Below are 25,932 nucleotides of genomic sequence, written 5' to 3' on the forward strand. Positions count from 1 at the left end.
CGCTGCGCCCGTTTCTCAGGGTTTTCCTGAGTGGTTTTGCCCTGTGCGCTGGCTGGATGTTGTTAAGCTTCCCCGAATATTCCTCTTTCCCCTTATTGCAGCATGCTGCTTCTGGTGACGACCGTCAAACTCATCGCCGAGATTGCCCTGATGGCGCTGGTGGGCCGCTGGGTATTGGGCGCCTGGATTCAGCGAACGGCGCCTGATGGCGCCTCTGGCAACCTCTTCCTGTGGGTGCTGGATGCGTTGTGCAAGCCTTTCCTCTGGCTGGTCCAGTGGATCACCCCCCGTTTTGTCTTGCGGCAGCACCACGCGCTGGTGGCGTTCCTGCTGCTGATGTTCACCTGGTGCGCCGCAACGGTGGCCAAGATCGTCATGTGTCTGGACCTGGGAGTGCAGGCGTGTCGTTGAGCACGGCCTGGCTCCGGTCTGGCGGCAGGCTGGCGCTGATGCTGGGCGCCACGGTGGTGGCACGCAGCTGTTTCACCAGGCTCCTGGCCCAACTGCCGCACGACACGCACGCGCTTGCAACCCTGGCGCACCTGTCGGCCGCAGAGGGCGAGATGACGCAGGCGCTGTTGCTGCAGCAGCGTGCCGTCGACCTGGCACCGGGCGACGCAGCGGCCTGGTACAACCTCGGCTTTCTGCTGGACCAGGCGGGGCAGTGCGCGCAACGCGCCGAACATGCGTTCCGCCAGGCTTTGGCCATCAACGACAGGCTGGATCAGGCCTGGTATGGCCTGGGGCGTGCGCTTGAGCGGCAGAACCGCCTGGACGAGGCGGTCCGCGCTTTCCAGGAAAACACGGCGCGCCAACCCTTCAGCCCCCATGCCTGGGTCGAGCTGGCACGTCTGCAGGCCCGGCGCGGTGAGCTCGAGAAGGCGTGCCAGACGGTGCAGCACCTGGGCAGCTTCGAGCCCAAGGTGGCGCTGGGGCTGGCACGGGAGCTGGGCGTGGAGTGGGCTGGCGCCGCCTGAGCCCTGTAGATACGGATCCAGACAACAACCCCATGCCACCCACCGAAGTCCAACGCCGTTACTGGTCTGCCATCCTGCGCCTGACCGCCGTCCTGCTGCTGGTGTGGTTCGCCGTCACCTTTGGCGTCAGTTACTTCGCCCGCGACCTCAACTTCCGGTTCTTTGGCTGGCCGTTCAGCTTCTGGATGGCGGCTCAGGGGTCGATGCTGGTCTATGGCTGCATCGTTGCGTTCTACGCCTGGTACACGAACCGGCTGGACAAGCATCACGGCGTAGACGAACAGGACGGTGACTGACTCGCATGAGCAAAGAGAACGACACCCTGTTTCGGCGCCAGCTCAACCGCGTCTACCTCTGGTATACCGGGGGGTTTTTCCTGTTCGTGCTCAGCCTTGCCGTGCTGGAGCAGATGGGCCTGTCACGCCAGTGGATAGGCATGGTTTTTCTGCTGGCCACCATCGGCCTGTACGCCACCATCGGCATCATGAGCCGGACCACCGATCCCACCGAATACTACGTGGCGGGCAGACGTGTGCCAGCCATGTACAACGGCATGGCCACCGCTGCCGACTGGATGTCCGCGGCATCCTTCATCGGGCTGGCGGGCACGCTTTACATGCACGGCTACAGCGGCCTGGCCTTTGTGATGGGCTGGACCGGCGGATATTGCCTGGTGGCTCTGCTGCTCGCGCCCTACCTGCGCAAGTTCGGCCAGTTCACGATCCCCGACTTCCTGGGCGAACGCTACGGCGGCCACTGGCCCAGGTTCCTGGGTATCGGGGCGGCCATCCTGTGTTCTTTCATCTACGTGGTGGCCCAGATCTACGGCGTGGGCCTGATCACCTCCCGGCTTACCGGGGTGGCCTTCGAACTGGGCGTCTTTCTGGGCCTGGGTGGCATCCTCGTCTGCTCGTTCCTGGGGGGCATGAGGGCGGTGACCTGGACGCAGGTGGCGCAGTACATCGTTTTGATCATCGCCTACCTGCTGCCGGTGGTCTGGCTGTCGGTCAAGCAGACCGGTGTGCCGGTGCCGCAGCTGGTGTACGGTGCCCAGCTGGAAAAGGTCTCGGAGCGGGAGCGTGAGCTGGCCGGTGACCCGGCGGAAATCGAAGTGAGGATGATCGCGGCCCACCGTGCCGGGATACTGCGCGACAAGCTGGATGACCCCGCCAGGGCATTGCAGCAGGACCGGGCGCTGGCGGCGGCCTACTTGGACGCCCTGCGCGACTTCAACGGCCTGCCGGCCGAGGTGGCTGCCGCCGAGCGGGAGCTTTCCCGCCTGCCCAAGGACGAGGCGGCTGCCCGGGCGCTCTGGAGCCGCCAGCTGGAAGAGGCGGAAAGCAAGTCCCGCCCGCTCAACGGCATGCTGCCGCATGCCCAGCAGTTTGCCGGGGACCCCGACGGATCGCCACAGGAGCGCGCGGAGTTCGACACGTCGCGGCGCAACTTCCTGGCCCTGGTGTTCTGCCTCATGCTGGGGACGGCGGCGCTGCCGCACATCCTGATGCGCTACTACACCGTGCCCAGCGTGCGCCAGGCGCGGCAGTCGGTCACCTGGTCGCTGCTGTTCATCAGCCTGCTGTATTTCACCGCGCCGGCGCTGGCGGTGCTGGTCAAGTTCGAGATATTCAACGTGCTGGTCGGCACGCCTTTCTACGAACTGCCGTCCTGGGTGGCCGCGTGGAACAAGGTGGACCCTTCGCTGTTGAGCGTGAGCGACGTCAACCGCGACGGCATCCTGCAGCTCAACGAGATATCTATAGGCGGCGACATCATCGTTCTGGCCACCGCCGAGATCGGCGGGCTGCCCTACGTGATTGCCGGGCTGGTCGCGGCCGGGGGGCTGGCGGCGGCGCTCTCCACCGCCGACGGCCTGCTGCTGACGATTGCCAATGCCCTGAGCCACGACCTGTACTACAAGATGATCGACCCGAACGCCTCCACCGCGCGGCGCGTCACCATCTCGAAGGTGCTGCTGCTGATGGTGGCGCTGGCCGCGGCCTATGTGGCGGCGCAAAAGCCGGCAGATATCCTGTTCCTGGTGTCCGCCGCGTTCTCGTTTGCCGCTGCGGCTTTCTTCCCGGCGTTGGTGCTTGGCATCTTCTGGAAGCGTGCCACGGGCCCCGCGGCCGTCATGGGCATGCTCAGCGGCCTGGGTGTGACCTTCTACTACATGGCCACCACGCAACCCTGGCTGCGTTCGGTGTTCGGCCTGCACGGCCCGGTGGAACTCTGGTGGGGGATTCAGCCCATTTCTGCCGGGGTGTTCGGTGTGCCTGTCGGCTTTGCCGTGCTCATCGCCGTCAGCCTGATCACGCCTGCGCCGCCGCCAGCGGTACAGGCGCTGGTGGATCACGTTCGCCACCCCCGGCAGCCCGGCATACGCTGACCCCTGGAACGTAGCCGGGTTTCAGACTATAATTGCGGGCTTGCCTTGCCGTACCCCTACCTGACGCAGGGGGCGGCTGTTCTCAAAGCGCCTTGCTCAATGCGGGCGTGTCATCCAAAAGGAGAGTCCATGCGTCATTACGAAATCGTGTTGCTGATCCACCCGGATCAGAGCGAGCAGGTTCCGGCCATGCTGGAGCGTTACAAGGGCATGATCACCAACGGTGGCGGCCAGATCCACCGCGTGGAAGACTGGGGCCGCCGCCAGATGGCCTACCAGATCAACAAGCTGTCCAAAGCTCATTACCTGTGTGTGAACATCGAGGCCGATCAGGCCGTGATGGCCGAGCTGGAGCACGCCTTCAAGTTCAACGACGCCGTGCTGCGTCACCTGACCGTGCAGAAGAAGAAAGCCGAAACCGCTCCTTCTTCCATGATGAAGGCCGTCGAGCGCGAAGAAGCTCGCAAGGCTCAGCAGCAGGAGGCCGCGGCGTAATTGCTGCAGGTGTCAAGGTCGGTTGAACCATGAACCGGCTGGTGATGCACGCGACGCTGGCCCACACGGCCGCCTTGCGTTACACCCCCGCCGGCATACCCGCCCTGGACCTGACGCTCGCACATGAGTCCGAGCAGCAGGAAATGGGGCAGACCCGCAGGGTCAACCTGGAACTGAGGGCCGTGGCCTTCGGTGCACAGGCAGAAACCCTGGCGCGCCAGCCCTTGGGCAGCGTGTTCGGGTTCGAGGGGTTCCTGACCAACACCCGCAACGGCAAAGGCGTCGTGTTTCACATCCAAGATTTCAAACAGACTTAAGGAAGCACCATCATGGCTGCACCCAAGCGTTTCAACAAAGACAAGCGCCCCAAGCGCAACACCCAATCGCTGCTGTTCAAGCGCAAGAAATTCTGCCGCTTCACCGTGGCTGGCGTTGAGGAAGTGGACTACAAGGACGTGGACGTCCTGCGTGACTTCATCGCTGAAAACGGCAAGATCATCCCCGCTCGCCTGACCGGCACCCGCGCCATCTACCAGCGCCAGGTGACCACCGCCATCAAGCGCGCACGCTTCCTGGCACTGCTGCCCTACAGCGACCAGCACCGCGTCTGATAGGAGCCACGACCATGCAAATCATCCTGCTCGACAAAGTTGTCAACCTGGGTAACCTGGGCGATATCGTCAAGGTCAAGGACGGCTACGCCCGTAACTTCCTGATCCCCGCCGGCCGTGCACGCCGTGCCACCCAGTCCGCCGTGGCCGAATTCGAAGCTCGCCGCGCTGAACTGGAAAAGGCTGCTGCCGCCAAGCTGGCCGAAGCCCAAGCCCTGGGCGAGAAGCTCAACGGCTTCACCGTCAAGCTGTCCCAGAAGGCTGGCGTTGACGGCCGCCTGTTCGGCTCCGTCACCAACCACGACATCGCCGACGAACTGGTCAAGCAAGGCTTCGCCGTGACCAAGGCTCAAGTTCGCATGCCCAACGGCCTGCTGAAGAATGTGGGCGACTACACCGTCTCCGTCGGTCTGCACACCGACGTGGTGGTGGACGTGAACGTCTCCGTGCTGGGCGAAACCGCCTGATAGGCTGTCTCCTCACACGCACAACAGCCGGCCGCGTGCCGGCTGTTTTGTTTTTGGCGACCGGCAAGTCATCCACCGCATTTCCCCAGGCGATCCACGGGTTGTCCACAGGGTTGTGCAATGACATTGCCTGCCTGCAAACGTAAGATTCCGGGTTGAAAGGAAACCCATGTCCGCCGTCTTCCCCATTGAAGAAGATTTCGAGTCCCCGATCGAGTTCAGCAACGACCGCCAGGTGGCCCAGCTGCGTGTGCCGCCGCACTCCGTCGAGGCCGAATCGAGCGTGCTGGGTGGGCTGCTGCTCGACAACGGCGCATGGGACCGCGTGGGCGACCTGGTCAGTGCCGACGACTACTACCGCCACGAACACCAGCTGATATTCGGCGCCATTGCGGTGCTGATCAACGGCAACAAGCCGGCGGACGTGATCACGGTATTCGAGCAGCTGCAGAGCCAGGGCAAGGCCGACGAGGTGGGTGGGCTGCCGTACCTCAACTCCCTGGCGCAGTACGTGCCCAGTGCAGCCAACATCCGCCGTTACGCCGAGATCGTGCGCGAGCGCGCCATCCTGCGCAAGCTCATTTCCGTGAGCGACGACATTGCCACGCAGGCCTTCAACCCCAAGGGCAAGGCGGTGGCCAACATCCTCGACGAGGCCGAGCAGAAGATCTTCAACATCGGCGAAGAAGGCAGCCGCATGAAGCAGGGCTTCCAGTCGATGGATTCCCTGGTGGTGGACCTGCTGGACCGCGTGCAAGACATGGCGGACAACCCCAACGACATCACAGGGGTACCCACAGGTTTCATCGACCTGGACCGCATGACCGCTGGCCTGCAGCCGGGTGACCTGATCGTGCTGGCGGCGCGCCCCTCCATGGGCAAGACGGCGTTCGCCATCAACATTGCCGAGCACGTGGCGTTGAACGAAGGCCTGCCCGTGGCCGTGTTCTCCATGGAAATGGGTGCCGCCCAGCTGGCGGTGCGTATCGTGGGCTCCATCGGGCGCATCAACCAGGGCCACCTGCGCACCGGCAAGCTGACGGACGATGAATGGCCACGCCTGACGGAAGCCATCGAGCGGCTGCGCACGGTGTCGCTGCACATCGACGAAACGCCGGGCCTCACACCCAGCGAACTGCGTGCCAACGCGCGTCGCCTGGCTCGCCAGTGCGGCAAGCTGGGCCTGATCGTGGTGGACTACCTGCAGCTGATGAGCGGCACCTCGTCGGATGGCGATAACCGCGCCACCGAGCTGGGTGAAATCTCCCGGGGCCTGAAGATGCTGGCCAAGGAACTGCAGTGCCCGGTGATTGCCCTGTCACAGCTGAACCGTTCGGTGGAACAGCGTACCGACAAGCGCCCCATGATGTCGGACTTGCGCGAATCCGGCGCCATCGAGCAGGACGCGGACATCATCATGTTCATCTACCGTGACGAGTACTACACCAAGGACGCGTGCAAGGAGCCGGGGGTGGCCGAAATCATCATCGGCAAGCAGCGTAACGGCCCCACGGGCACGGTCAAGCTGGCCTTCCTGAACATGCTCACGCGCTTCGAGAGCCTGGCCAGCTACACGGTGTCCGACGACTACTGATTTGTCCCCACGAGGGGACATGCGGGGCGGGGGGCTTGCCTACACTGTGTGCCAGCACAGTACGGAGACAAGCCATGCACCAGCCCCATGCCGAGCCTCGGCGTTCCATCTATTACCGCTACCAGGTGTTCCAGCCGTGGCTGCCGTCGGCGCACCCGGCGCCCGAACAGGTTCCTGTCGTCGTCGTGGGCTCCGGCCCGGTGGGGCTGACAGCCGCCCTTGCGCTGGCACAACAGGGCGTGCATTGCGTGGTGCTGGAGTCGGAACTGCAGGTGTCCGAAGGCAGCCGCGCCATCGTGTTCACAAGGCGATCCATGGAAATCCTGCAGCAGGTGGGCGTGGCCGACCGCGTGTCCGCCAACGGCTTGCCCTGGCGGTTCGGCAACTCGTTCTACCGGGGGCAGCGGGTGTTTCGCATGGAAGGGCCGCACGACCCGGACGACCGCTTCTTCCCCATGATCAACCTCCAGCAGCAGTACCTGGAGGAATACCTGGTGGACGCCTGCCTGGCCCACCCGCTCATCGACTTCCGCTGGGGCAACCGGGTGACCGCGTTGACCCAGGGGGCAGAGCACGCCACTCTGGAGGTGGACACGCCCGAAGGCCCCTATAGCCTGCCTGCTGGCTGGGTCGTGGCCGCAGACGGGGCCCGTTCGGGCATCCGCTCCATGATGGGGTTGAAGCTCGAAGGAGCATCCTACGAAGGGCGGTTTGTGATCGCCGATATCCGGGTGGATCTGCCGTTGCCCACCGAACGCCTGGCCTTCTTCGATCCGGAATGGAACCCGGGCAACACGGTGCTGATGCACCGCGAGCCGCACGGCATCTGGCGGGTGGACTACCAGCTCCCGGCCGACGAGACGCCCGAACAGGCCTTGGCGCCCGAATCGCTCAAGGCGCGCATTGACGCGCAGCTGGCCATGATTGGCCACCCAGGGGTGCCGTGGGAGATGGACTGGTGCTCGGTGTATTCAGCGCGTGCGCTCACCCTGCCGGATTACGTGCTGGGGCGGGTACTGTTCACGGGCGACGCGGCACACATGCTGCCCATTTTCGGGGTGCGCGGTGCCAACACCGGGTTCCAGGATGCGCAGGGTCTGGCCTGGAGGCTCGCCTTGGTCGTCAAAGGGGTGGCGCCTGCGCAGCTGCTGCAAACCTACAGCCAGGAGCGCGTGGGCGCCGCCCGCGAGATCATCGACGAAGCAGGCAAGAGCACGCGCTTCATGACGCCGCCCACGCGGGGCTTTCGCCTGCTGCGCGATGCGGTTCTGTCGCTCTCGCTCACCGAGCCGTTCGTCGGGCCGCTCTACCACTGGCGCACCTCGCGCCCCCATGAGTACACGCACTCCGCCCTGAACAGCCTGGGCGATGACAACGCCCTGTTCAAGTGCGGGCCGGGCAGGGGGGCGCCACCGCAAAACGTGTGCCTGGGCCCGGACGACTACCTGCTGGACCGGCTGGACCATGCCTTCCAGTTGCTGTACTTCACCGATGCGGCCGAGGTGCCGCCAGCGTTGCGGCAGGTGGTGCAGGACTTCCGGGTGCGCGGGGTGCCGCTGCGGGTGCTCGCGGTGGGTGCCAGCGCACCGGTGGAGGGGGCCGATGTCGTGCTGGCTGATGTCCGTGGCCAGCTGCGTGCGCGTTACGGCGTGACGGCGCGCGGGGCCGCGTACCTGCTGCGGCCGGACCAGCACGTCTGTGCCCGCTGGATGAGCCTGGATGCCGAGCGCCTGCGCGCTGCCCTGACCAACGCCCTGGCGCCCAGCGCCGGGCAGACCACACTTTCCAACCTGGGAGCCTGAACATGAACCCCACCGTTGACACCCAGCTGAGCATCGCCGACCTGGAGGACGTGTACGACGCGCTGGCCCAGGCCATTGACCAGGCAGGCCCCGAGCGCAGTGAACTTTTTCTGGTGAAACTGGCCCTGCTCAACGCCCAGGCGCTGGGCAGCGCGCAGGCCATGCGCGAGCAGATCGAGCGGGCCTTGCGCGACCTCTGAGTCGCCGCCGGGCCGCCCCAAGGCGATGAAGGCCCCCTTGGGGGGCAGCGTAGCGTGGGGGCATAAAAGTCGCCGCCGGGCCGCCCCAAGGCGACGAAGGCCCCCTTGGGGGGCAGCGTAGCGTGGGGGCGGGAGCCCTGGCACGGGCCGCACTGTAAACTTGGGTCTTTGTTCCTGCGTCACCGACCCGCCACTGCGCCGTGCGTCTCCATACGATCAAACTCTCCGGCTTCAAGTCGTTTGCCGAACCCACCACCTTCAACCTGCCCGGCCAACTGGTGGGTGTGGTGGGGCCGAACGGCTGCGGCAAGTCCAACATCATGGACGCGGTGCGCTGGGTGCTGGGCGAGTCCAAGGCCAGCGAACTGCGCGGCGAGTCCATGCAGGACGTGATTTTCAACGGCACCACGCACCGCAAGCCGGCCAGCCGCGCCAGCGTGGAGCTGGTGTTCGACAACGCCGATCACCGCGCGGGCGGCCAGTGGGGCCAGTTTGCCGAGATCGCCGTCAAGCGCGTGCTCACGCGCGACGGCACCAGCAGCTACTACATCAACAACCAGCCAGTGCGTCGCCGCGACGTGCAGGACGTGTTCCTGGGCACGGGCCTGGGCCCGCGCGCCTACGCCATCATCGGCCAGGGCACCATCAGCCGCATCATCGAATCCAAACCCGAGGAACTGCGTCTGTTCCTGGAGGAAGCGGCGGGGGTCTCCAAGTACAAGGAACGCCGGCGCGAAACTGCGAACCGGCTCAACGACACGCGCGAGAACCTGACGCGCGTGGAAGACATCCTGCGCGAACTCAACGCCAACCTCGACAAGCTGGAAAAGCAGGCCGAGGTGGCAGCGCGTTACCACGCGCTGCAGGCGCAGGTGGGGCTGAGCCAGCAGCGCCTGTGGTTCCTGAAGCGCCGCGACGCCGACGTGGAGCTGGCGCGCGTGCAGTCCGATGGGCTCAAGGCCGTCAACGACCTGGAAAGCCGTATGGCCGACCTGCGCCGCGTGGAGGCTGACTTGGAGGCCATCCGCCAGGCGCACTACGACGCTGGCGACCAGGTGAACCAGGCGCAGGGCCGCCTGTACGAAGCGGGCGCCGAGGTGGCCAAGCTGGAAGCCGAAATCCGCTACGTGGTGGAAGGGCGCCAGCGCGTCCAGCAGCGCATGGTGCAGCTGCAGGAGCAGGTGGCACAGTGGGCGCAGCGCCAGGAAACGGCCGAGGCCGAGTTGGAAACCCTGGCCGAGCAGAACGAATCCGCCGCCGAGCACAGCGAGATTTTGGCGGCCCAGGTCGAGGAGCAGGCACTGCAGCTGCCCGGGCTCGAAGATGCCCTGCGCCAGGCCCAGGGCAAGGCCTCAGAGCAGCGGGTGGCCGTGACCCAGGTGCAGCAGGCCATACAGGTGCTGGCAGCCGAGCAGAGGGGCATTGAGGAACAATCGCGGCAGTTGCAGCAGCGCCGCGAACGCCTGAGCGCCGACCGCAATGCCATGACCGCGCCCGACGAAACGCGGTTGATTCAAGTGCGCGAGCAGCTGGAAACCGCCCAGGAAACCCAGGCTCAGGCCGATGCCCGCCTGCAGGAGCTGCAGGAACTGCTGCCCCAACTGGACGAGGAACGCCGCCAGGCCCAGGCTGCCGTGAATACGGAAAGCCGGGCGCAGGCCGAACTGTCGGCCAGGCTGGACGCGCTCAAAACCCTGCAGGAAAAGCTCAAGACCGACGGCAAGCTCCAACCCTGGCTGGCCAAGCACGGACTGGACGGCCTGGGTGCGCTGTGGAGCCGCCTGCAGACCGAGTCCGGCTGGGAAAACGCCATCGAGGCAGCCTTGCGCGAGCGCATGGGGGCGCTGGAGGTGTCCCGCCTGGAGATGGTGCGGGCCTTTGCGGCCGATGCGCCGCCTGCCAAGCTGGCGTTCTTCAGTCCGCCAGTGGCGGGGGCTGCTGCAGGCGCATCAGCGGTGCCCGGGTTGACGCCGCTGGCGCAACGCTTGCGCCAGCACGACGCCGCCTTGCAGGCCCTGCTGGAGGAGTGGCTGCACGGCGGCTACTGCGCTGCCACGCTGGAAGAGGCGCTGGCCGCGCGCGGTGCCTTGCCCGCCGGTGCGGCCATCTACACGCCCCAAGGACACTGCGTTACCGCTCACCATGTGGGCTTCTACGCGCCCGACAGCGAGCAGGCCGGCCTGCTGGCCCGTGCCCACGAGATCGAGAACCTGGAAAAGCAGCTGCGTGCCCAGTCGCTGATCGCCGACGAGGCGCGCACGGCGCTCAACCGTGCCGAGGCCGCCTACGGCGACGTGGCCCAGCGTCTTCAGCCCGCGCGCCGCGAAGCGAGCGAACAGCAGTCCCGCGTGCATGAACTGCAGGTCGAGGCGCTGCGCCTGACGCAACTGGCCGAACAGGCCCGCGCACGCAGCGAACAACTCAGCCAGGACCTGGCCGAGGTGGACGACCAACTGGAAGCCTTGCAGGAGCGCCGCGTGACCGCCGAGGCGCGCTTCGAGGAGCTGGACATGCAGCTGGCCGACGGCCAGGAGCGCCATGCGCAGCTGGAAGACGGCGTGATCGACGCCGAGCGCCGCTTGAACCAGGCCCGTGAGCAGTTGCGCGCGCTGGAGCGGCAGGCGCAGGAGGCCACCTTCTCGCAACGCAGCCTTGAGGCGCGCCGGGGCGAACTGCAGCGCACCATCGAGACGGCCCGGCAGCAGGCCCTGGCGTTGGCCGACGAGCAGCAGCGCGCGCAGGGCGAGCTGGACCGCCTGTCCGATGCGGCTGCGCAAGGTGGCCTGCAGGACGCGCTGGACGCCAAGCTCAAGCGCGAGCAGGAACTGGCAGCGCAGCGCAGCCAGTACGACGACCTCACGGCCAAGCTGCGCGCCAGCGACGAGCGGCGCCTGCAGCTGGAACGCGAACTCGATCCGCTGCGCTCGCGCATCACCGAATTCCAGCTCAAGGAGCAGGCTGCCCGACTGGGCCTGGAGCAATACAACCAGTGGCTGGCCGAAGCAGGGGCCGACCTGCAAGCGCTGGAGCAGGGCATCGAGGCCGAGGGTGTCAAACTCTACGGCCTGCAAGGCGAGATCGACCGCTGCCAGCGCGAAATCACGGCGCTGGGGGCTGTCAACCTGGCGGCGCTGGAGGAGCTTTCTTCGGCACGCGAGCGCAAGCAGTTCCTCGACGCGCAGTCTGCCGACCTCAACGAAGCCATCCGCACCCTGGAAGACGCGATCAAGAAGATCGACGCCGAAACGCGCGACTTGCTGGGCAACACCTTCGAGACCGTCAACGCCCACTTCGGCAAGATGTTCCCGGAACTTTTCGGTGGCGGCCAGGCTCGGCTGGTGATGACCGGCGAAGAAATCCTGGACGCGGGTGTGCAAGTGATGGCGCAGCCCCCAGGCAAGAAGAACCAGACCATTCACCTGCTGTCTGGCGGTGAGAAAGCGCTGACCGCCATCGCGCTGGTGTTCGCCATCTTCCAGCTCAATCCTGCGCCGTTCTGCCTGCTGGACGAGGTGGACGCGCCGCTGGACGACGCCAACACCGAGCGCTATGCCAAACTGGTGGCCAGCATGAGCACCGACACGCAGTTCCTTTTCATCAGCCACAACAAGATCGCCATGGAGATGGCCAAGCAGCTTATTGGTGTGACCATGCAGGAGCAGGGTGTCTCGCGCATCGTCGCGGTCGACATGGAAACCGCCGCAGGCATGATGGAGACCTCCTGACCATGAGTTCCCTGCAAATCGGATTGATGCTCATCGGCGCGCTGGTGATCGTTGGAGTGTTTGCCTACAACCAGTGGACAACGCGGCGCAGCGCCCCGCGCCGGTCGGCGGTCAAGGGCACGGGCGCCAGTGACGGTGTGGCCCCCCTTGATCCGTCTGAAGGCCTGCTGGAGGCCGTGGGGCAGCGCAGGGAGCCGGTGCTGGGCGATGCCCTGGCCGCTCAGGCGCAGCCCGACGCCGGTGACGCTACCGCGGATACCTCAGGGGATGTTGGTGCTGCGGAAGCGCCACCCGCGGCCGTGGCAGGCATCCTGCCTGCCAAGGCAGCCCAACTGGATCCTCTCATCGACGCCGTGGCCGCGCTCAACCTCGAGCATCAGGTGTCTGGCGATGCCGTACTGGCCGCACTGCCCGGTACGCGTCGTGTCGGCAGCAAGCCCTTCCTGGTGGAAGGGCTCAATGCCGTGACCCAGGACTGGGAGTTGCCCCGCGTGGGGCAGCGTTACACGGCGCTGCAGGCAGGCATACAGCTGGCCAACCGCATGGGTGCACTCAACGAGATCGAGTTTTCCGAGTTCGTGGTGAAGGTGCAGGCCTTTGCCGACGCCGTGTCCGCTGCGCCCGATTTCCCAGAGATGATGCAGGAGGTGGCCCGCGGCCGGGAGTTGGATCAGTTTGCCAGTGCGCATGACGCGCAGCTTGGCTTCACGGTTCGCGCCCGGCGTGCGGCGTGGAGCCCTGGCTACCTGGCGCAGCATGCGGCCCAGCAGGGCTTCGTGGCGGGCGCTCTGCCCGGGCGCATGGTGCTGCCATCGTCGCACCCCGGTGGGGCGCCGGTGCTGGTGCTCCAGTTCGAGACCCAGGCCGCTCTGGCCGAAGATCCCGAGCAAAGTGCCCTGAGGGAATTCCACCTGACGCTGGATGTGCCGCACGTGCCGCGCAGTGAATCGCCGTTTGTGCGTCTACGGGAATGCGCCACAGCCCTGGCCAAGGCCATGGAAGGCGTGGTCACGGACGACTCCGGCCAGCCGCTGCACCCCGAGACCATGGACCGCATTGGTGCCGATCTGGAAACGCTCTACAACACGCTGGACAGCCGTGAACTGGCGGCAGGCTCTGCGCTGGCCCGGCGCCTCTTCAGTTAACCTTCGTTCACAAGGTAGCCAGCTGACCGCATCGCTTCCAGCGACTGGTCGGCGAGCGCGGTGAGCTGCGGCATCAGCGAGTCGACGGTCGCTTTGTCTTCGGCCAGGGCAGCACGCTCAATGGCGTTTGCCAGCTGCGCCAGGGCCAACGCTCCCATGTTGGCGCTGGCACCCTTGAGTGAATGCGCCAGCCGCTTCAACTGGGGCATGTCGCCTCGCTCGTGGCACTGCAGCAGGGCTTTGACCTCCACCTGCAGCTGCCGTGCAAACATTTGCGCCAGATCGAAGAATTCGTCTCCCAGCACGGAGCGAAGGTCATCCAGAGCGTCGATGTTGAGAAGTTCTTCGGACACGGCGAAAAGATGCGAAAAGAAGTGTTGCATTCTAAGCGTGTTTGCCAGAAACCCTCAAAAATTTGTGGCTGTTTTGCGTTTAAAGTGATTTAAATAGTATTTTTAGCTGATGTCAGCCGAGTGAATGCCGAAACAGCCCTTGCGGCGGTCGTCAAAGTAGCGTTCCAGGGTTTCCTTGACGGTGCGGAATGCGATTTCCTCCCAGGGAATGTCCTCCTCCCGGAAGAGACGGGCTTCCTGAGTCTCGTGCCCCGGGTCAAAGCGGTCGCTGAGCAGCCGTGCACGGTAGTACAGGTGAACCTGGCCTACCCGCACGACGTTGAGGACGGTGAACAGGCCTTCCATCTCGATCTTCGCGCCAGCTTCCTCGATGGTTTCGCGCAGCGCGCCTTCCGCGGTCGACTCGCCCAGTTCCATGAAGCCCGCGGGAAGCGTCCATTTGCCGAGTCGGGGTTCGATGTTGCGTTTGCACAGCAGCACCCATTCGCCTTGTTCCCCCCAGTAGGGAACCGTGCCGACGACGTTCAGCGGGTTTTCGTAGTGAATGGTGCCGCAGGCGGGGCAGACCGCCCGTGTCTTGGTGTCGCCGTCGTCGGGTATGCGGTGTTCCACCTGGGAACCACAGTTGCGGCAGTGCTTGATGGGGGCTCGAAACATGCTGGACAGTGTAGCGGGCTGGCCAGGCCCGTAAAAAAGCCAGCCGGAGCCCGTGGGCTCTTCGGCTGGCTGGCCACAAGTTGCCTGAAGATCAGGACTTGGTGGTCTTGGTGTGCTTTTCGATCAGTGCGCGGGCGGTATCCAGCAGATCGCGACCGTTGAAGCCGCGACGGTCCATGTCCTGCACCCATTCCACTTCGACCTGGCGTGCCTTGCGGCGGAATTCCTGCGCGTCGGCCTGGGAGATGGTGTAGATCGTGTTGCCACGGTCTGCGGCGGCCTTGCGGCCCGGGACGTCACCGGCCTGCTGCACGCGGCCCAGGAACGCAGACGTTGCCATGCCGGAGTTGTCGTCGATGATCTTCTTGAGATCCGGCGCCAGCGAGTTGTACTTGGCCTTGTTCATGCCCATCACGAAGGTGGTGGTGTACAGGGCGCCGCCCGCAGGGGCGAACTCGCTGTGGAAGTTGGTCAGCTCGTGGACCTTGACCGAAGGCACAACTTCCCAGGGGATGACGCAGCCGTCGATCACGCCTTTGGACAGCGAGTCGGGGATCTGCGGCAGCGGCATGCCCACGGGCGTGGCACCCAGGTAGCCCAGCATCTTGGTGATCTGGCGGGTCGGGCCGCGCAGCTTGAGGCCGCGCAGGTCGTCGGGCGTGCGGATCTGCTTGCCCTTGGTGTGGAACATGCCAGGGCCGTGCACCTGCAGCGCCAGCGGTTGGACGTCACGGTACTCGTCCGGGGCCTTGGTCTGGATGTATTCCCAGAAGGCCTTGGACGTTGCCTCGGCGTTGCTCATCATGAAGGGCAGCTCGAACACTTCCGTGCGCGGGAAACGCCCCGGGGTGTTTCCGGGCAGCGTCCAGACGATGTCCACCACGCCGTCCTTGGCCTGGTCGAACAGCTGGACCGGCGAGCCGCCGAGTTGCATGGCCGGGTAGGCCTCGAACTTGATTCGGCCGCCAGAGTCTTTCTCGACCTTGTCCATCCATGCCTTGTGCATGTTCAGCCACACGTTGGACATGGGCGCCATGAAGGTATGGAATTTCAGGGTGACGCTCTGCTGGGCAAAGCCAACCAGTGCGGGGGCGCCCAGGGCCACGGCTGCGCCGGATTGCAGCAGGGTGCGGCGTTGGATCATGTTGGGGTACTCCTTCAACGACGTTGTGTATGTTGTAAGTATGCGTATGAATCAACGCCTGACCATAGGGGGGAACCCGGGTGGCGTGCTCGCTACACTTGCGCGCATGGCCGAAAGCAACGTTCACCCACAGAGCTTCGATTTCCGCAATGCGCCGGGTTATCTTATCCGCCGCGCGCATCAGGTATCGGTCGCCATCTTCATGGACGCGGCCGCGCAACTGGACATCACCCCCGTGCAGTTCGCCATCCTCAACGCGCTGATCGAGAGCCCAGGCATTGACCAGGTGAGCCTGGCGCAGCAGGTGGCCATGGACGCGGCCACGTCGGGGTCGGTGATCGGCCGGCTGGAAGCGAAGGGTTGGTTGAAGCGTGAGCTGGACGAGAGCGACCGCCGCCGCCGCCGCCTGTGGGTGACGCCCACGGGATGTGAAGTGGTGGCGCAGCTCAACGGCCCGATCGGGGATTCGCAGCAGAGGCTGGTGGCACCGCTGGCACCGCAGGAGGTGCAGGAGTTGCAGCGCCTGTTGGAAAAACTCGTGGCTGGCGCTGGCGAGTCCGCTCCGCAAACCGGCTCTTGACCCCTGGCAGGGCAGGGCTGCGCAGGCGATGCTCGGTGAAAACCCGGGTGGCGCCTTAAAATCGCGCGCCAACTCCCCGCCCCCGATGAACGCCCCAATCGACGTCTCCTTCTTTCCGCGCGCTGCCAAGCCCCTTACCAGCTACCGCCCGTACTGGGCGAAGCGCTTCGGTACCGCGCCTTTTCTGCCCATGAGCCGGGCAGAGATGGATCAGCTCGGCTGGGACAGCTGCGACGTCATCATCGTCACCGGCGACGCCTACGTGGATCACCCCAGCTTTGGCATGGCCGTGATCGGCCGCGTGCTGGAGGCGCAGGGCTTCCGTGTGGGCATCATTGCCCAGCCCGACTGGCACAGCGCCGAGCCCTTCAAGGCGTTGGGCAAGCCCAACCTGTTCTGGGGCGTGACGGCGGGAAACATGGACTCCATGATCAACCGCTACACGGCGGACCGCAAGATCCGCTCGGACGACGCCTACACCCCGGGGGACGTGGGCGGCAAGCGCCCGGACCGCGCGGCCACCGTGTACAGCCAGCGCTGCCGCGAGGCCTACAAGGACGTGCCCATCGTGCTGGGCGGTATCGAAGGCTCTCTGCGCCGCATCTCTCATTACGACTACTGGACCGAGACCGTGCGCCGCTCCGTGGTGCTGGACAGCAAGTGCGACATCCTGCTGTACGGCAACGCCGAGCGCGCCATCGTGGAAATTGCACACCGCCTGGCCAAGCGCGAGCCCGTGGAGCAGATCACCGACGTGCGCGGCACGGCCTTCGTGCGGCGTGAAACGCCTGACGGGTGGTTCGAGATCGATTCCACTGAGGTGGACCAGCCGGGCAGGGTGGATGCGCACATCAACCCTTACCTGATGGTGTCGGAACAGGCCAAGGCTCAGGGCCAGACCTGTGCCCGCGAGGACGAAGCCCAGGCCGAGGCGGACGAGGCCAATGCGGCTTTGGAGGCCGTCGGCGGCCAGGGTACCGGGCACAAGGCACAGGCTGCCCAGATGCAGCCGCTGCACTTCGTGGCCAACCCGGCCTTGCCTTCCAAGGGCAAGGCCCCGCGTGACCGCACGGTGATCCGCCTGCCCAGTTTCGAGCAGGTGAAGGCCGACCCGGTGCTCTATGCGCACGCCAACCGAGTGCTGCACCTGGAGACCAACCCCGGCAACGCCCGGGCGCTGGTGCAGGCGCACGGCAGTGGCACGTCTGCGCGCGACGTGTGGATCAACCCGCCGCCCATCCCCTTGACCACGGCCGAGATGGATTACGTGTTCGGCCTGCACTATGCGCGCAGCCCGCACCCTGCCTACGCTGACGAGAACGGCAGCCACGACGGCGCCACGAAGATTCCCGCGTGGGAGATGATCCGCTTCAGCGTGAACATCATGCGCGGCTGCTTCGGCGGCTGCACCTTCTGCTCCATCACCGAGCACGAGGGCCGCATCATCCAGAGCCGCTCCGAGGACTCCGTCATCCAGGAGATCGAGGACATCCGCGACAAGGTGGCCGGTTTCACAGGCGTGGTGTCCGACCTGGGCGGCCCCACGGCCAACATGTACCGCCTGGGCTGCAAGAGCCCCGAGATCGAGGCCGCCTGCCGCAAGCCCAGCTGCGTCTACCCCGGCATCTGCCAGAACCTCAACACCAACCACGACCCGCTCATCCACATGTACCGGCGGGCGCGGCAGCTCAAGGGGGTCAAGAAGATCCTGATCGGCTCTGGCTTGCGCTACGACCTTGCCGTGAAAAGCCCCGAGTACGTGAAGGAACTGGTGCAGCACCACGTGGGCGGCTACCTGAAGATCGCCCCTGAGCACACCGAGCAGGGGCCGCTGTCGAAGATGATGAAGCCGGGCATAGGCACCTACGACCGCTTCAAGCAGATGTTCGAGAAGTACAGCGAGGAAGCGGGCAAGAAACAGTACCTGATTCCGTACTTCATTGCCGCGCACCCCGGCACCAGCGACGAGGACATGATGAACCTGGCGCTCTGGCTCAAGCGCAACGGCTTCCGTGCCGACCAGGTGCAAACCTTCTATCCCAGCCCCATGGCCACGGCCACGGCCATGTACCACTCGGGGTTGAACACGCTCAAGGGCATCCACCGGGACGACCGGGCCGAACGCGTGGACGTGGTGAAGGGCGAACGCCGACGCCGCCTGCACAAGGCCTTCTTGCGCTACCACGACCCGAACAACTGGCCGTTGCTGCGCGAGGCGCTCAAGGCCATGGGCCGTGCCGACCTGATCGGCAACGGCAAGCAGCACCTGATTCCCACCTTCCAGCCCTTGACCGACGGTGGCTACCAGAGCGCTCGCCGCAAGAACAGCACGCCAGCCGAGAAAAGCGGTGCGGCCAAGCCGGTGCAGGCTGGCAAGGGCGGCGCACAACCACAGCGCGGGCGCATCCTGACGCAGCACACGGGGTTGCCGCCCCGGGTCAATGGCGCCAATGGCGCCAATGGCGCTGGCCAGAAGCGCGGCACCAAACCCTCTGGCGGCCGTTGACGGGCAGGGTTCGCGGCTGGTTCAGTCCGCGTAGTCCAGCGGCAGCGCGGTGGTGAATTTCAGCTCCTCCATCGCGAAGCTGGCGCTGACGTCCGACAGGTCCACCTCGCGGATCAACCGCTTGTAGATTTGGTCGTAGACGGCGATGTCGGGCGCCACCACGCGCAGAAGGTAGTCCACGTCGCCGCTCATGCGGTAGAACTCCACCACTTCGGGAATGGCGCGCACCGCGTCGCGAAAGCGTTCGAACCAGGCCTGGCTGTGCTGGTTGGTGCGGATGGACACGAACACCGTGACCCCCAGGTTGACCTTGCGCGGGTCCACCAGCGCCACGTGCCGGGCGATGAAACCGTGTTCGCGCAGCCGCTGTACCCGCCGCCAGCACGGTGTGGTGGACAGGTTCACCGCCTGGGCCAGGTCGGCCAGCGGGGTTTCGGCGTCTTGTTGAAGAATGCCAAGAATCTTCCTATCAGTGGTGTCCAGTTTCTTTTTCATTCTTGTAAGTAGAAAATTTTCCTCATTATCCGGTTTATCTATGGAATTTTGACAACCCATTTTTCCAGGGTCTGGAGCACACTTCAGGGCATTCGAACGTCCATGAACGGAGGCCTGTCTTGAAGACGATTGGTTTGATCGGTGGCATGAGCTGGGAGTCCACCGCGCTGTATTACCAGATCATCAACCGCGAGGTGGCGCGCCGCCGTGGCGGACTGAGCAGTGCCCGGCTGAGCCTGGTGAGTCTGGATTTCCAGGACATCGCCCAGCGCCAGCGCGAAGGCGACTGGCCGGGCATGGCGGGCATTCTGGCCGGGGCGGCCCGCCGCTTGCAGGATACGGGCGCCGACTGTGTGCTGATCGGCACCAACACCATGCACAAGGTGGCCCCCGAGGTGCAGGCCGCCACCGATGTGCCCTTGCTGCACATTGCCGACGTGGCCGCCGACGCAATCGTCCGCGCGGGTCTGGGCACGGTGGGCCTGATGGGCACGCGCTTCACCATGGAGCAGCCCTTTTACGTGGAGCGGCTGGCGCAGCGTGGCATTGCGTGCGTGGTGCCGAACGAGGACCAGCGCGCGGAAATCCACCGCATCATTTTCGAAGAGCTTTGCCAGGGCAAGGTGCTCGACGCTTCCCGCGTCTGGCTGCAATCGTGCATGAGCAGCCTGCAGGCGCGCGGTGCCCAAGGGGTGGTGCTGGGGTGCACCGAGCTGCCGCTCATCCTGCGCCCAGGCGACGGCGTCCTGCCCATGTTCGACACCACGGCCTTGCACGCCATGGCCGCCGTCGATTTCGCGCTGGCTGACTGATAGGCGCCCGCTGGCGGCCGCTTACAACGGCAGGGTGTGCAGGGGGATGTCTTTCTGAAGGGCCAGCCGCTCCAGTTGCCGCCGGGTACGGCCTGCCACGAAGGCCGCAATGGCATCGTGGGTGGCAGGCTCGAAGAGGGTGGCGTAACCCTGGACGGCGACACCTGCGGCCTGGCACAGCGCCTGGGCAAAGTGCGGTTCCAGCGCTGCCAGGGCCACGCGCCCGTCCTTGCAGGGGTAGACGCGGTAGCCGGCGTGCGCGCCCCCCACGGCGGCGTTGGGCAACGTGAGCCCCCAGGTGCGTGGCAGGGCCAGCCAGGCGGCGGCGTCCGACAGGGCCACTTCCTGGTAGCTGCCCTGGCCGCTGCTTTGCGCGGTCAGCGTGGCCTGCAGCACAGCTTCGCTGGCCAGCAGTGCGCCGCCCATGTCGGCGAACAGGGTGGGCGGCATGGACAGACCGCTGATCAGGCCCGCATCGGCCAGGTAGGTGAGGTCGTGCCCGGGTTCTTCGGCGCGTTCGCCGGGGCTGCCGACGATGGCCACCATGGACAGCGCCGGATACGACTTGCGCAGCGTCTTCCAGTCCAGCCCCAACTTGCGCAGCGCGGACGGGCGGAACGACGTGAGCAGCACGTCGGTGGTTCCCAGCAATTGACGCAGCCTGGCCTGTCCGGTGTCCGTCTTGAGGTTGGCGCTGACCCGGCGGATGCCCTGATGCAGGGCCTGGTAGGCCGTGGCGCTGTACTGCGCCATGGGGTCGCTGCTGGTGCCGCCTGCGGGCGCGGGCGCTTCCAGCTTGGTGCAGCGGGCACCCATGGCGCGAAGGCGCTGCAGGGCCGCCGGGCCGGGCAGGTTGAGGGCAAGGCTGAGCACGCGCACACCGCGCAGGGGTTTGAGGGGCTTCATGCCCCTCATCTTAATCAGGCCCCGGGGCTCAGTCTTGGCTTTGCAGCTGCCGGAGCATCAGCCGCGCCGTGGCGGTGTTGGTGGCGCAGGGCACGTTGTGCACGTCGCAGGCGCGCACCAGCGCGTTGATGTCCGGCTCGTGCGGCTGGGGGGTCATCGGATCGCGCAGGAAGACCACGGCATCGATGTCGCCGACGGCCAGACGTGCACCGATCTGCAGGTCGCCGCCCAGCGGGCCGCTGAGCAGCTTTTCCACGCTGAGACCTGCTTCGCTTTCCAATCGGCCGCCCGTGGTGCCGGTGGCGCAGAGGGTGCACCGGCTCAGCCAGTCGCGGAACTCGCGGGCCAGCAGCACCATGTCGGCCTTGCGCCCGTCGTGGGCAATCAGTGCGATGCGCATGGTGTCTGCTTCAAAGCCGCTGGTCGGTGGACGGGCGTTTCCACAGATTGATGCCGCCGTCGATGGCATGCTGGTCGATGGCGGCCAGCTCCTCGGCGCTGAAGTCCAGCCGCTTGAGCGCGCCCGCCAGTTCCACGATCTGTTCTGCGCGGCTGGCGCCAATGAGGGCGGACGTCATGCCCGGGTGGCGCAACACCCAGGCCACGGCCATCTGGGCCAGGCTCTGGCCGCGTGCCTGGGCAATGCCGTTGAGCGCGCGCACGTGCTTCAGGTTCTGCTCGCTCAGGTGCTCGGGCTTGAAAGAACCACCGCCAGGCCGGTTGATGCGCGCGTCCTGTGGCACGCCCTGCAGGTACTTGCCCGTGAGCAGCCCTTGCGCCAGCGGGCTGAAGGCAATGCAGCCCATGCCCAGATCGTCAAGGGTGTCGATCAGTTCTTCCTCGATCCAGCGGTTGAGCAGGCTGTAGGAAGGCTGATGGATCAGGCACGGCACGCCCATGTCCTTGAGCAGCGCCACGGCTTCGCGCGTCTTGCCTGCGGAGTAGCTGGAAATACCCACGTACAAGGCCTTGCCTTGCTGCACTGCGCTGGCCAGCGCGCCCATGGTCTCCTCCAGCGGCGTGTCAGGGTCGAAGCGGTGGGAGTAGAAGATGTCCACGTAGTCCAGGCCCATGCGCTTGAGGCTCTGGTCCAGGCTGGCCAGCACGTACTTGCGCGAGCCGCCACCCTGTCCGTAGGGGCCTGGCCACATGTCGTAGCCCGCCTTGGTGGAGATGACGAGCTCGTCCCGGTAGGGGCGGAAATCGCGGCGCAGGTGCTCGCCGAAGTTGGCTTCGGCGCTGCCGTAGGGCGGGCCGTAGTTGTTGGCGAGGTCGAAGTGGGTGATGCCCAGGTCGAACGCCGCGCGAAGCATGGCGCGTTGCGTTTCCAGCGGTGTGGTGCCGCCAAAGTTGTGCCACAGGCCCAGCGTGATGGCGGGCAGCTTGAGGCCGCTGCGGCCACAGCGGCGGTAGGTCATTTCCTGGTATCGGTCGGAGGCGGCGTGGTACATGGCGTGAACCTCAATGGGTGGATGGAGGAGGCGGGGCGGGCACGAAGCGCGAGCCCCAGGCGAGCGTGGCAGACGTGACGACCACCAGGCCCAGCGCCCAGGTGAGCGACCACGCCTCGGCGATGGCGCCGATGAGCGGGGGGCCGATCAGGAAACCACTGTAGCCGATGGACGACACCGCGGCGATGGCCGAGGCGCGTGTGGTTCCCGGCACACGCGTGGAAGCGTTGTAAAGAATGGGCACCACCATGGCAAGGCCTGCGCCAACCAGGGCGTAACCCGCAAATGCCAGCACAGGCGAACCGGACAGCAGAACCACCGCCATGGCAGTGGCGCTGACACTTCCGCCCGCGCGCAGCAAGGCGCGTTCGGGGTAACGGTGGCGCAGGGCGTCGCCCCCGAAGCGCGCCAGCGCCATCGCGGCGGAGAAGACGGCATAGCCGATGGCCGCGCGGTCCTGAGGCATGCCGACCTCCTGCTTCAGGTAGAGCACGCTCCAGTCGTACATGGCTCCCTCGGCACTCATGCCAGCGAAGATGAGCAACCCCAGGACCAGCAGCTGGCCATGGGGCAAATGGCGTCGCCGTGCGGCAGGGGCCCCAGGGGCCGTTTCAGAGGGTGCATTGAGCAGGCTGCCCGAAGTGATGGCGACCCAGACCAGCACCAGCAAGCCGATGCCCGAAAGCTGCCAGGCGGGCGACAGACCGGTGCGCAGCAGCGCGGCGGCCAACATGGCGCCAGCCATGCCCCCCACGCTGAAGCTGCCATGCAGGTTTCCCATGATGGGGCGTCCGGCATGCGCTTCCAGCATGGAGCCTTCGGTGTTGATCGCCACGTCGTACAGGCTCATGGCCGCGCCGAACAGGAACATGGCGGGCAGCAGCCCCCACAGCCCGGGCCACCACAGCGCGCTGGCCAGCGCAAGCGCCATTCCCAGCGCGCACCCTTGGACCGCGCCGCGCACGCCCAGCCACGCAACCATGCGCCCAGCGACCAGCAGGGAGGCGATGGCACCCATGGCAATGGTCAGCAGTACGAGGGACAGCGAACCCTCGGTCAGGCCATACGTGGACTTGGCCGAGGGGATGTGCACTCCCCACGCACCTCCCGTCACGCCCAGGCCGATGAACTGGGCGCGGGTGGCCCAGCGGGCGCGGCGCCAATGGCCAGCAGTGGCGGTGATGGATGGTGGAGGGACGGGCTCGCGTGACATGTTTTGGGGCATGAGTTATCAGGGCATGGTACTGAATCATAAAAACGTTTGCATGGAGTCTTGTGAATATTTGTGATGTTTGCCCTAAAAGATGGTTACGTAACCAAAAAGTCCTGAAAAGCTAGGGTTTTCACCTTCATGCAAACGATTGTTCAAATGATTCAATCCGCTCGCCTCAGTTAGGTTGCCGAAAAGGTCCTTTCAGGCAGCAAACCAACCATCAAAACCCGGAGATATTCGATGCAGCAGTTTCTCAAGCCGTCCGCCATTGCCGCCATGCTGGCGCTCTGTTCCCTGGGCGCGCAAGCCGATGTGAAGTTCGACGCCAACATCGAGACCAACACCACCTACAAGTCCAGCCGCGACAACCCGGCTGCCGCCAGCACCTTCGACAACGGCGGGCGCATCGAGATCAACGCCAACGCCGAACTGCTGCGCCAGGGCGACTTCTTCGTCAACGCCCGTGGCTCGCTGCTGCTGGGTCTCAACGCCGACACTGGCATCGACGATGCGTGGATTCAGTTCGGCAACAGCACGTGGGACTTCAAGCTCGGCCGCTTCGAGGCTGTCGATCTGTTCCCGCTGGGCAAGGACACTGTCGTGGAAAGCGTGGCTTCGGGTACCTACCGCGCCAACGTCCTGCGCGGGCGCTTCAAGGACGACCAGTTCCACGGCGCCGTCGGCCTCAACGCCGGGCAGAACCTGCGCTTCGAGCTGGGGCTGATCTCCTACAAGGGCGACAAGACGGGTATCGTCGAGCAGGGTGTGCGCCCCGTGGCCGTGTACACCAACGGCGCGCTGACCCTGCGTGCAGGCATCGAGCACTTTGACCGCGGTGATGGCAACCAGACCGGCTACGGCCTGTCGGCCGGTTACGCCGTGAGCAAGGATGGCTACGTCAACGCGAGCTACGCCAAGAGCAGCGACGTGAACGCGTCTTCCTTCGGTTTGAACGCCACGTTTGGTGCTGCTGGCGTGGGCCTGATCCACGACAAGACCGCTGCCGGCAAGTCCAACACCTATTACGCTGCCTACAGCTTCCCGTTGTTTGGCGTCAAAGGTGCCACCGTCACTCCCGCGATCAGCCACTCTACGCATACCGGTCAGGACGGTCTGACCGCCGTTCGCGTGCGGTTGAACTACGCGTTCTGAGCGTTTTTTCAGGGTTCTTTTTTGGCTCGCGGCCCGCAAGGCTGCGGGCCTTTTTCATTACCGGCGGGGTAGGCGGCCGGGGGATGAAATAATCGCCGCATGCCCGAACGTTCCTCCCCCCGGCGTGCCGCCGCCGAGCCGCAAGATGCGGTGCCGCAGGCAACGCCTCCGTCCCGCAAACGCATGCAGATGACCGACATCGCGCGGCTCGCGGGGGTGTCGGTGTCCACAGTGTCGCGGGCGCTCAGCGGCAGCTCACAGATTCCCGAGGCAACGCGCAGCCGTATCGCGGAACTGGCGCGTTCGCTCAACTACAGCGTGAACGTTGGCGCTGCCAATCTGCGCAAGCGCGACGTGCAGACGGTGGGGGTCACCATCCTGGGTGACAGCATGCAGGCCATCTCCGACCCCTTCCTGCTGAGCATTCTGGGTGCCGTGGCCGACGCTCTGGACGAGCGAGGCATGAACCTGCTGCTCAGCCGGCTCAAGGACGACCGCAAACACCTGATGGCGCCCATGGTGGCCAGCGGGCAGGTGGCCGGCCTCATCGTCATCGGCCAGTTGACCTGGCACGAGCACCTGAACGAACTGGCCCGGCAAGGGGTGCCCATGGCCGTGTGGGGCGCTTGCCTGCCTGACGCCATGTATTCCGTGGTGGGGGGCGACAACGAGCGGGGCGGCTACCTGGCCACGCGACATCTGCTGGATCGCGGTTGCCGGCGCATCGCCTTCTTCGGCGACAAGGCCCACCCCGAGGCCGGGCTCCGCTACCAGGGCTACCGGCGTGCCCTGGACGAGGCCGGCATTCAGGCAGACCCCAGGCTGGAGCAGTCCTTCCTGTTTGGGGATACCCGCGTGCGGCACGTGATCGACGACTGGCTGGGGCAGAACGTCGCTTTTGACGGGGTGTTTGCCAACAGTGACGTCACGGCCATCTCCATCATTGGTGCATTGAGCGAGAGAGGTGTTTCCGTACCCGGGGACGTGAAGGTGGTCGGCTACGACGACATCCTGCTCTCGGCGCACATGCATCCGTCGCTGACCACCGTGTGCCAGCCTGCAGCGTTGGCAGGCAAGGCATTGGTGGAGCTGCTCTTTGAGTCGGTGGCGCACCGTTCCCGGCGCATGGTGACGCTGCCGACCGAGCTCATCGTTCGCGACAGCACCGGCGGCTGAGGCCGTTTCGGGTTACGTTCCAGGTACAAATTTCAGCGAGATCGGGTAAACCCTGTAATGCAATCGTTTGCGTAAGTGGTGC

26 protein-coding genes are annotated in these 25,932 nt (G+C 65.5%); 18 read left to right on the forward strand and 8 right to left on the reverse strand.

Annotation, left to right across the window (positions count from 1 at the left end; genetic code table 11):
• Positions 1–114 precede the first annotated feature (114 nt).
• The 13 genes from ACYVHH_RS08255 to ACYVHH_RS08315 all read left to right on the forward strand — a co-directional run bounded on the left by ACYVHH_RS08255 (position 115) and on the right by ACYVHH_RS08315 (position 13,405).
• On the forward strand, positions 115–411 hold the full coding sequence (locus ACYVHH_RS08255) for a hypothetical protein (protein WP_460564655.1): 297 nt from the start codon (positions 115–117) through the stop codon (positions 409–411).
• A complete protein-coding gene (locus ACYVHH_RS08260) occupies positions 402–977 on the forward strand; it encodes a tetratricopeptide repeat protein (RefSeq protein WP_460564656.1) in 576 nt (191 codons plus the stop codon). The genes ACYVHH_RS08255 and ACYVHH_RS08260 overlap by 10 nt, the downstream gene beginning before the upstream one ends.
• A 32-nt stretch (positions 978–1,009) precedes the next feature.
• A complete protein-coding gene (locus ACYVHH_RS08265; RefSeq protein ID WP_460564657.1) occupies positions 1,010–1,273 on the forward strand; it encodes a DUF4212 domain-containing protein in 264 nt (87 codons plus the stop codon).
• Positions 1,274–1,278: 5 nt separating this feature from the next.
• Positions 1,279–3,366 (forward strand): sodium:solute symporter family protein, encoded by a 2,088-nt coding sequence (locus tag ACYVHH_RS08270; protein WP_460564658.1) that lies wholly within the window; start codon positions 1,279–1,281, stop codon positions 3,364–3,366.
• 129 nt (positions 3,367–3,495) lie between these two features.
• Positions 3,496–3,861 carry a 30S ribosomal protein S6 gene (gene rpsF / locus ACYVHH_RS08275; RefSeq protein WP_460564659.1) on the forward strand — a complete coding sequence of 122 codons (366 nt, stop codon included), beginning with the start codon at positions 3,496–3,498 and terminating at the stop codon, positions 3,859–3,861.
• A 29-nt stretch (positions 3,862–3,890) separates the two neighbouring features.
• Entirely contained in the window at positions 3,891–4,178 is a 288-nt protein-coding gene (gene priB / locus ACYVHH_RS08280) for a primosomal replication protein N (protein ID WP_460564660.1), read from the forward strand.
• Between the two features lie 12 nt (positions 4,179–4,190).
• Positions 4,191–4,472 (forward strand): 30S ribosomal protein S18, encoded by a 282-nt coding sequence (gene rpsR, locus ACYVHH_RS08285; protein ID WP_460564661.1) that lies wholly within the window; start codon positions 4,191–4,193, stop codon positions 4,470–4,472.
• Positions 4,473–4,486: 14 nt separating this feature from the next.
• Entirely contained in the window at positions 4,487–4,939 is a 453-nt protein-coding gene (gene rplI / locus ACYVHH_RS08290) for a 50S ribosomal protein L9 (protein ID WP_460564662.1), read from the forward strand.
• A gap of 169 nt (positions 4,940–5,108) precedes the next feature.
• Positions 5,109–6,533 carry a replicative DNA helicase gene (gene dnaB / locus ACYVHH_RS08295; protein WP_460564663.1) on the forward strand — a complete coding sequence of 475 codons (1,425 nt, stop codon included), beginning with the start codon at positions 5,109–5,111 and terminating at the stop codon, positions 6,531–6,533.
• Positions 6,534–6,607: 74 nt separating this feature from the next.
• Positions 6,608–8,335 (forward strand): FAD-dependent monooxygenase, encoded by a 1,728-nt coding sequence (locus ACYVHH_RS08300; RefSeq protein ID WP_460564664.1) that lies wholly within the window; start codon positions 6,608–6,610, stop codon positions 8,333–8,335.
• A 2-nt stretch (positions 8,336–8,337) separates the two neighbouring features.
• Positions 8,338–8,535 (forward strand): DUF2783 domain-containing protein, encoded by a 198-nt coding sequence (locus tag ACYVHH_RS08305; RefSeq protein ID WP_460564665.1) that lies wholly within the window; start codon positions 8,338–8,340, stop codon positions 8,533–8,535.
• A 200-nt stretch (positions 8,536–8,735) separates the two neighbouring features.
• A complete protein-coding gene (gene smc, locus ACYVHH_RS08310) occupies positions 8,736–12,260 on the forward strand; it encodes a chromosome segregation protein SMC (protein ID WP_460564666.1) in 3,525 nt (1,174 codons plus the stop codon).
• A gap of 2 nt (positions 12,261–12,262) precedes the next feature.
• Positions 12,263–13,405: a cell division protein ZipA C-terminal FtsZ-binding domain-containing protein gene (locus ACYVHH_RS08315; protein WP_460564667.1), complete on the forward strand. Its 1,143-nt coding sequence runs from the start codon at positions 12,263–12,265 to the stop codon at positions 13,403–13,405.
• Here the strand turns inward: ACYVHH_RS08315 and ACYVHH_RS08320 are convergent.
• The 3 genes from ACYVHH_RS08320 to ACYVHH_RS08330 form a co-directional block, all read right to left on the reverse strand.
• Positions 13,402–13,758: an Hpt domain-containing protein gene (locus tag ACYVHH_RS08320; RefSeq protein WP_460564668.1), complete on the reverse strand. Its 357-nt coding sequence runs from the start codon at positions 13,756–13,758 to the stop codon at positions 13,402–13,404. The two genes, ACYVHH_RS08315 and ACYVHH_RS08320, sit on opposite strands and share 4 nt — an antisense overlap.
• A gap of 102 nt (positions 13,759–13,860) precedes the next feature.
• Positions 13,861–14,415 (reverse strand): NUDIX hydrolase, encoded by a 555-nt coding sequence (locus ACYVHH_RS08325; protein WP_460564669.1) that lies wholly within the window; start codon positions 14,413–14,415, stop codon positions 13,861–13,863.
• 91 nt (positions 14,416–14,506) lie between these two features.
• On the reverse strand, positions 14,507–15,559 hold the full coding sequence (locus tag ACYVHH_RS08330) for a TRAP transporter substrate-binding protein (RefSeq protein WP_460564670.1): 1,053 nt from the start codon (positions 15,557–15,559) through the stop codon (positions 14,507–14,509).
• Positions 15,560–15,605: 46 nt separating this feature from the next.
• Between ACYVHH_RS08330 and ACYVHH_RS08335 the strand changes: the two genes are divergently transcribed.
• Positions 15,606–16,139 carry a MarR family winged helix-turn-helix transcriptional regulator gene (locus ACYVHH_RS08335; RefSeq protein ID WP_460564671.1) on the forward strand — a complete coding sequence of 178 codons (534 nt, stop codon included), beginning with the start codon at positions 15,606–15,608 and terminating at the stop codon, positions 16,137–16,139.
• A gap of 85 nt (positions 16,140–16,224) precedes the next feature.
• Positions 16,225–18,645, forward strand: coding sequence for a YgiQ family radical SAM protein (locus tag ACYVHH_RS08340; RefSeq protein ID WP_460564672.1), 2,421 nt, complete (start codon positions 16,225–16,227; stop codon positions 18,643–18,645).
• 21 nt (positions 18,646–18,666) lie between these two features.
• Here ACYVHH_RS08340 and ACYVHH_RS08345 read toward each other — a convergent pair whose 3' ends face one another.
• Positions 18,667–19,128, reverse strand: coding sequence for an Lrp/AsnC family transcriptional regulator (locus ACYVHH_RS08345; RefSeq protein ID WP_460565266.1), 462 nt, complete (start codon positions 19,126–19,128; stop codon positions 18,667–18,669).
• A gap of 131 nt (positions 19,129–19,259) precedes the next feature.
• Between ACYVHH_RS08345 and ACYVHH_RS08350 the strand changes: the two genes are divergently transcribed.
• Complete coding sequence (locus ACYVHH_RS08350; RefSeq protein WP_460564673.1) at positions 19,260–19,952, forward strand: aspartate/glutamate racemase family protein; 693 nt, start codon at positions 19,260–19,262, stop codon at positions 19,950–19,952.
• Between the two features lie 21 nt (positions 19,953–19,973).
• Here the strand turns inward: ACYVHH_RS08350 and ACYVHH_RS08355 are convergent, their stop codons facing one another.
• The 4 genes from ACYVHH_RS08355 to ACYVHH_RS08370 are packed head-to-tail and all read right to left on the reverse strand — an operon-like array spanning position 19,974 to position 23,534.
• Positions 19,974–20,858 carry a CoA transferase gene (locus ACYVHH_RS08355; protein WP_460564674.1) on the reverse strand — a complete coding sequence of 295 codons (885 nt, stop codon included), beginning with the start codon at positions 20,856–20,858 and terminating at the stop codon, positions 19,974–19,976.
• Positions 20,859–20,886: 28 nt separating this feature from the next.
• Positions 20,887–21,258 carry a methylglyoxal synthase gene (locus ACYVHH_RS08360; RefSeq protein ID WP_460564675.1) on the reverse strand — a complete coding sequence of 124 codons (372 nt, stop codon included), beginning with the start codon at positions 21,256–21,258 and terminating at the stop codon, positions 20,887–20,889.
• Positions 21,259–21,268: 10 nt separating this feature from the next.
• Positions 21,269–22,309, reverse strand: coding sequence for an L-glyceraldehyde 3-phosphate reductase (gene mgrA / locus ACYVHH_RS08365; protein ID WP_460564676.1), 1,041 nt, complete (start codon positions 22,307–22,309; stop codon positions 21,269–21,271).
• Positions 22,310–22,319: 10 nt separating this feature from the next.
• Entirely contained in the window at positions 22,320–23,534 is a 1,215-nt protein-coding gene (locus ACYVHH_RS08370) for an MFS transporter (RefSeq protein ID WP_460564677.1), read from the reverse strand.
• 228 nt (positions 23,535–23,762) lie between these two features.
• Here ACYVHH_RS08370 and ACYVHH_RS08375 point away from each other — a divergent pair, with 228 nt between their 5' ends.
• Complete coding sequence (locus tag ACYVHH_RS08375; RefSeq protein ID WP_460564678.1) at positions 23,763–24,674, forward strand: carbohydrate porin; 912 nt, start codon at positions 23,763–23,765, stop codon at positions 24,672–24,674.
• Positions 24,675–24,773: 99 nt separating this feature from the next.
• Positions 24,774–25,850, forward strand: a complete 1,077-nt coding sequence (locus ACYVHH_RS08380; protein WP_460564679.1) for a LacI family DNA-binding transcriptional regulator — start codon at positions 24,774–24,776, stop codon at positions 25,848–25,850.
• Positions 25,851–25,932: the final 82 nt, after the last annotated feature.

It is taken from the genome of Hydrogenophaga aquatica (assembly GCF_054780915.1).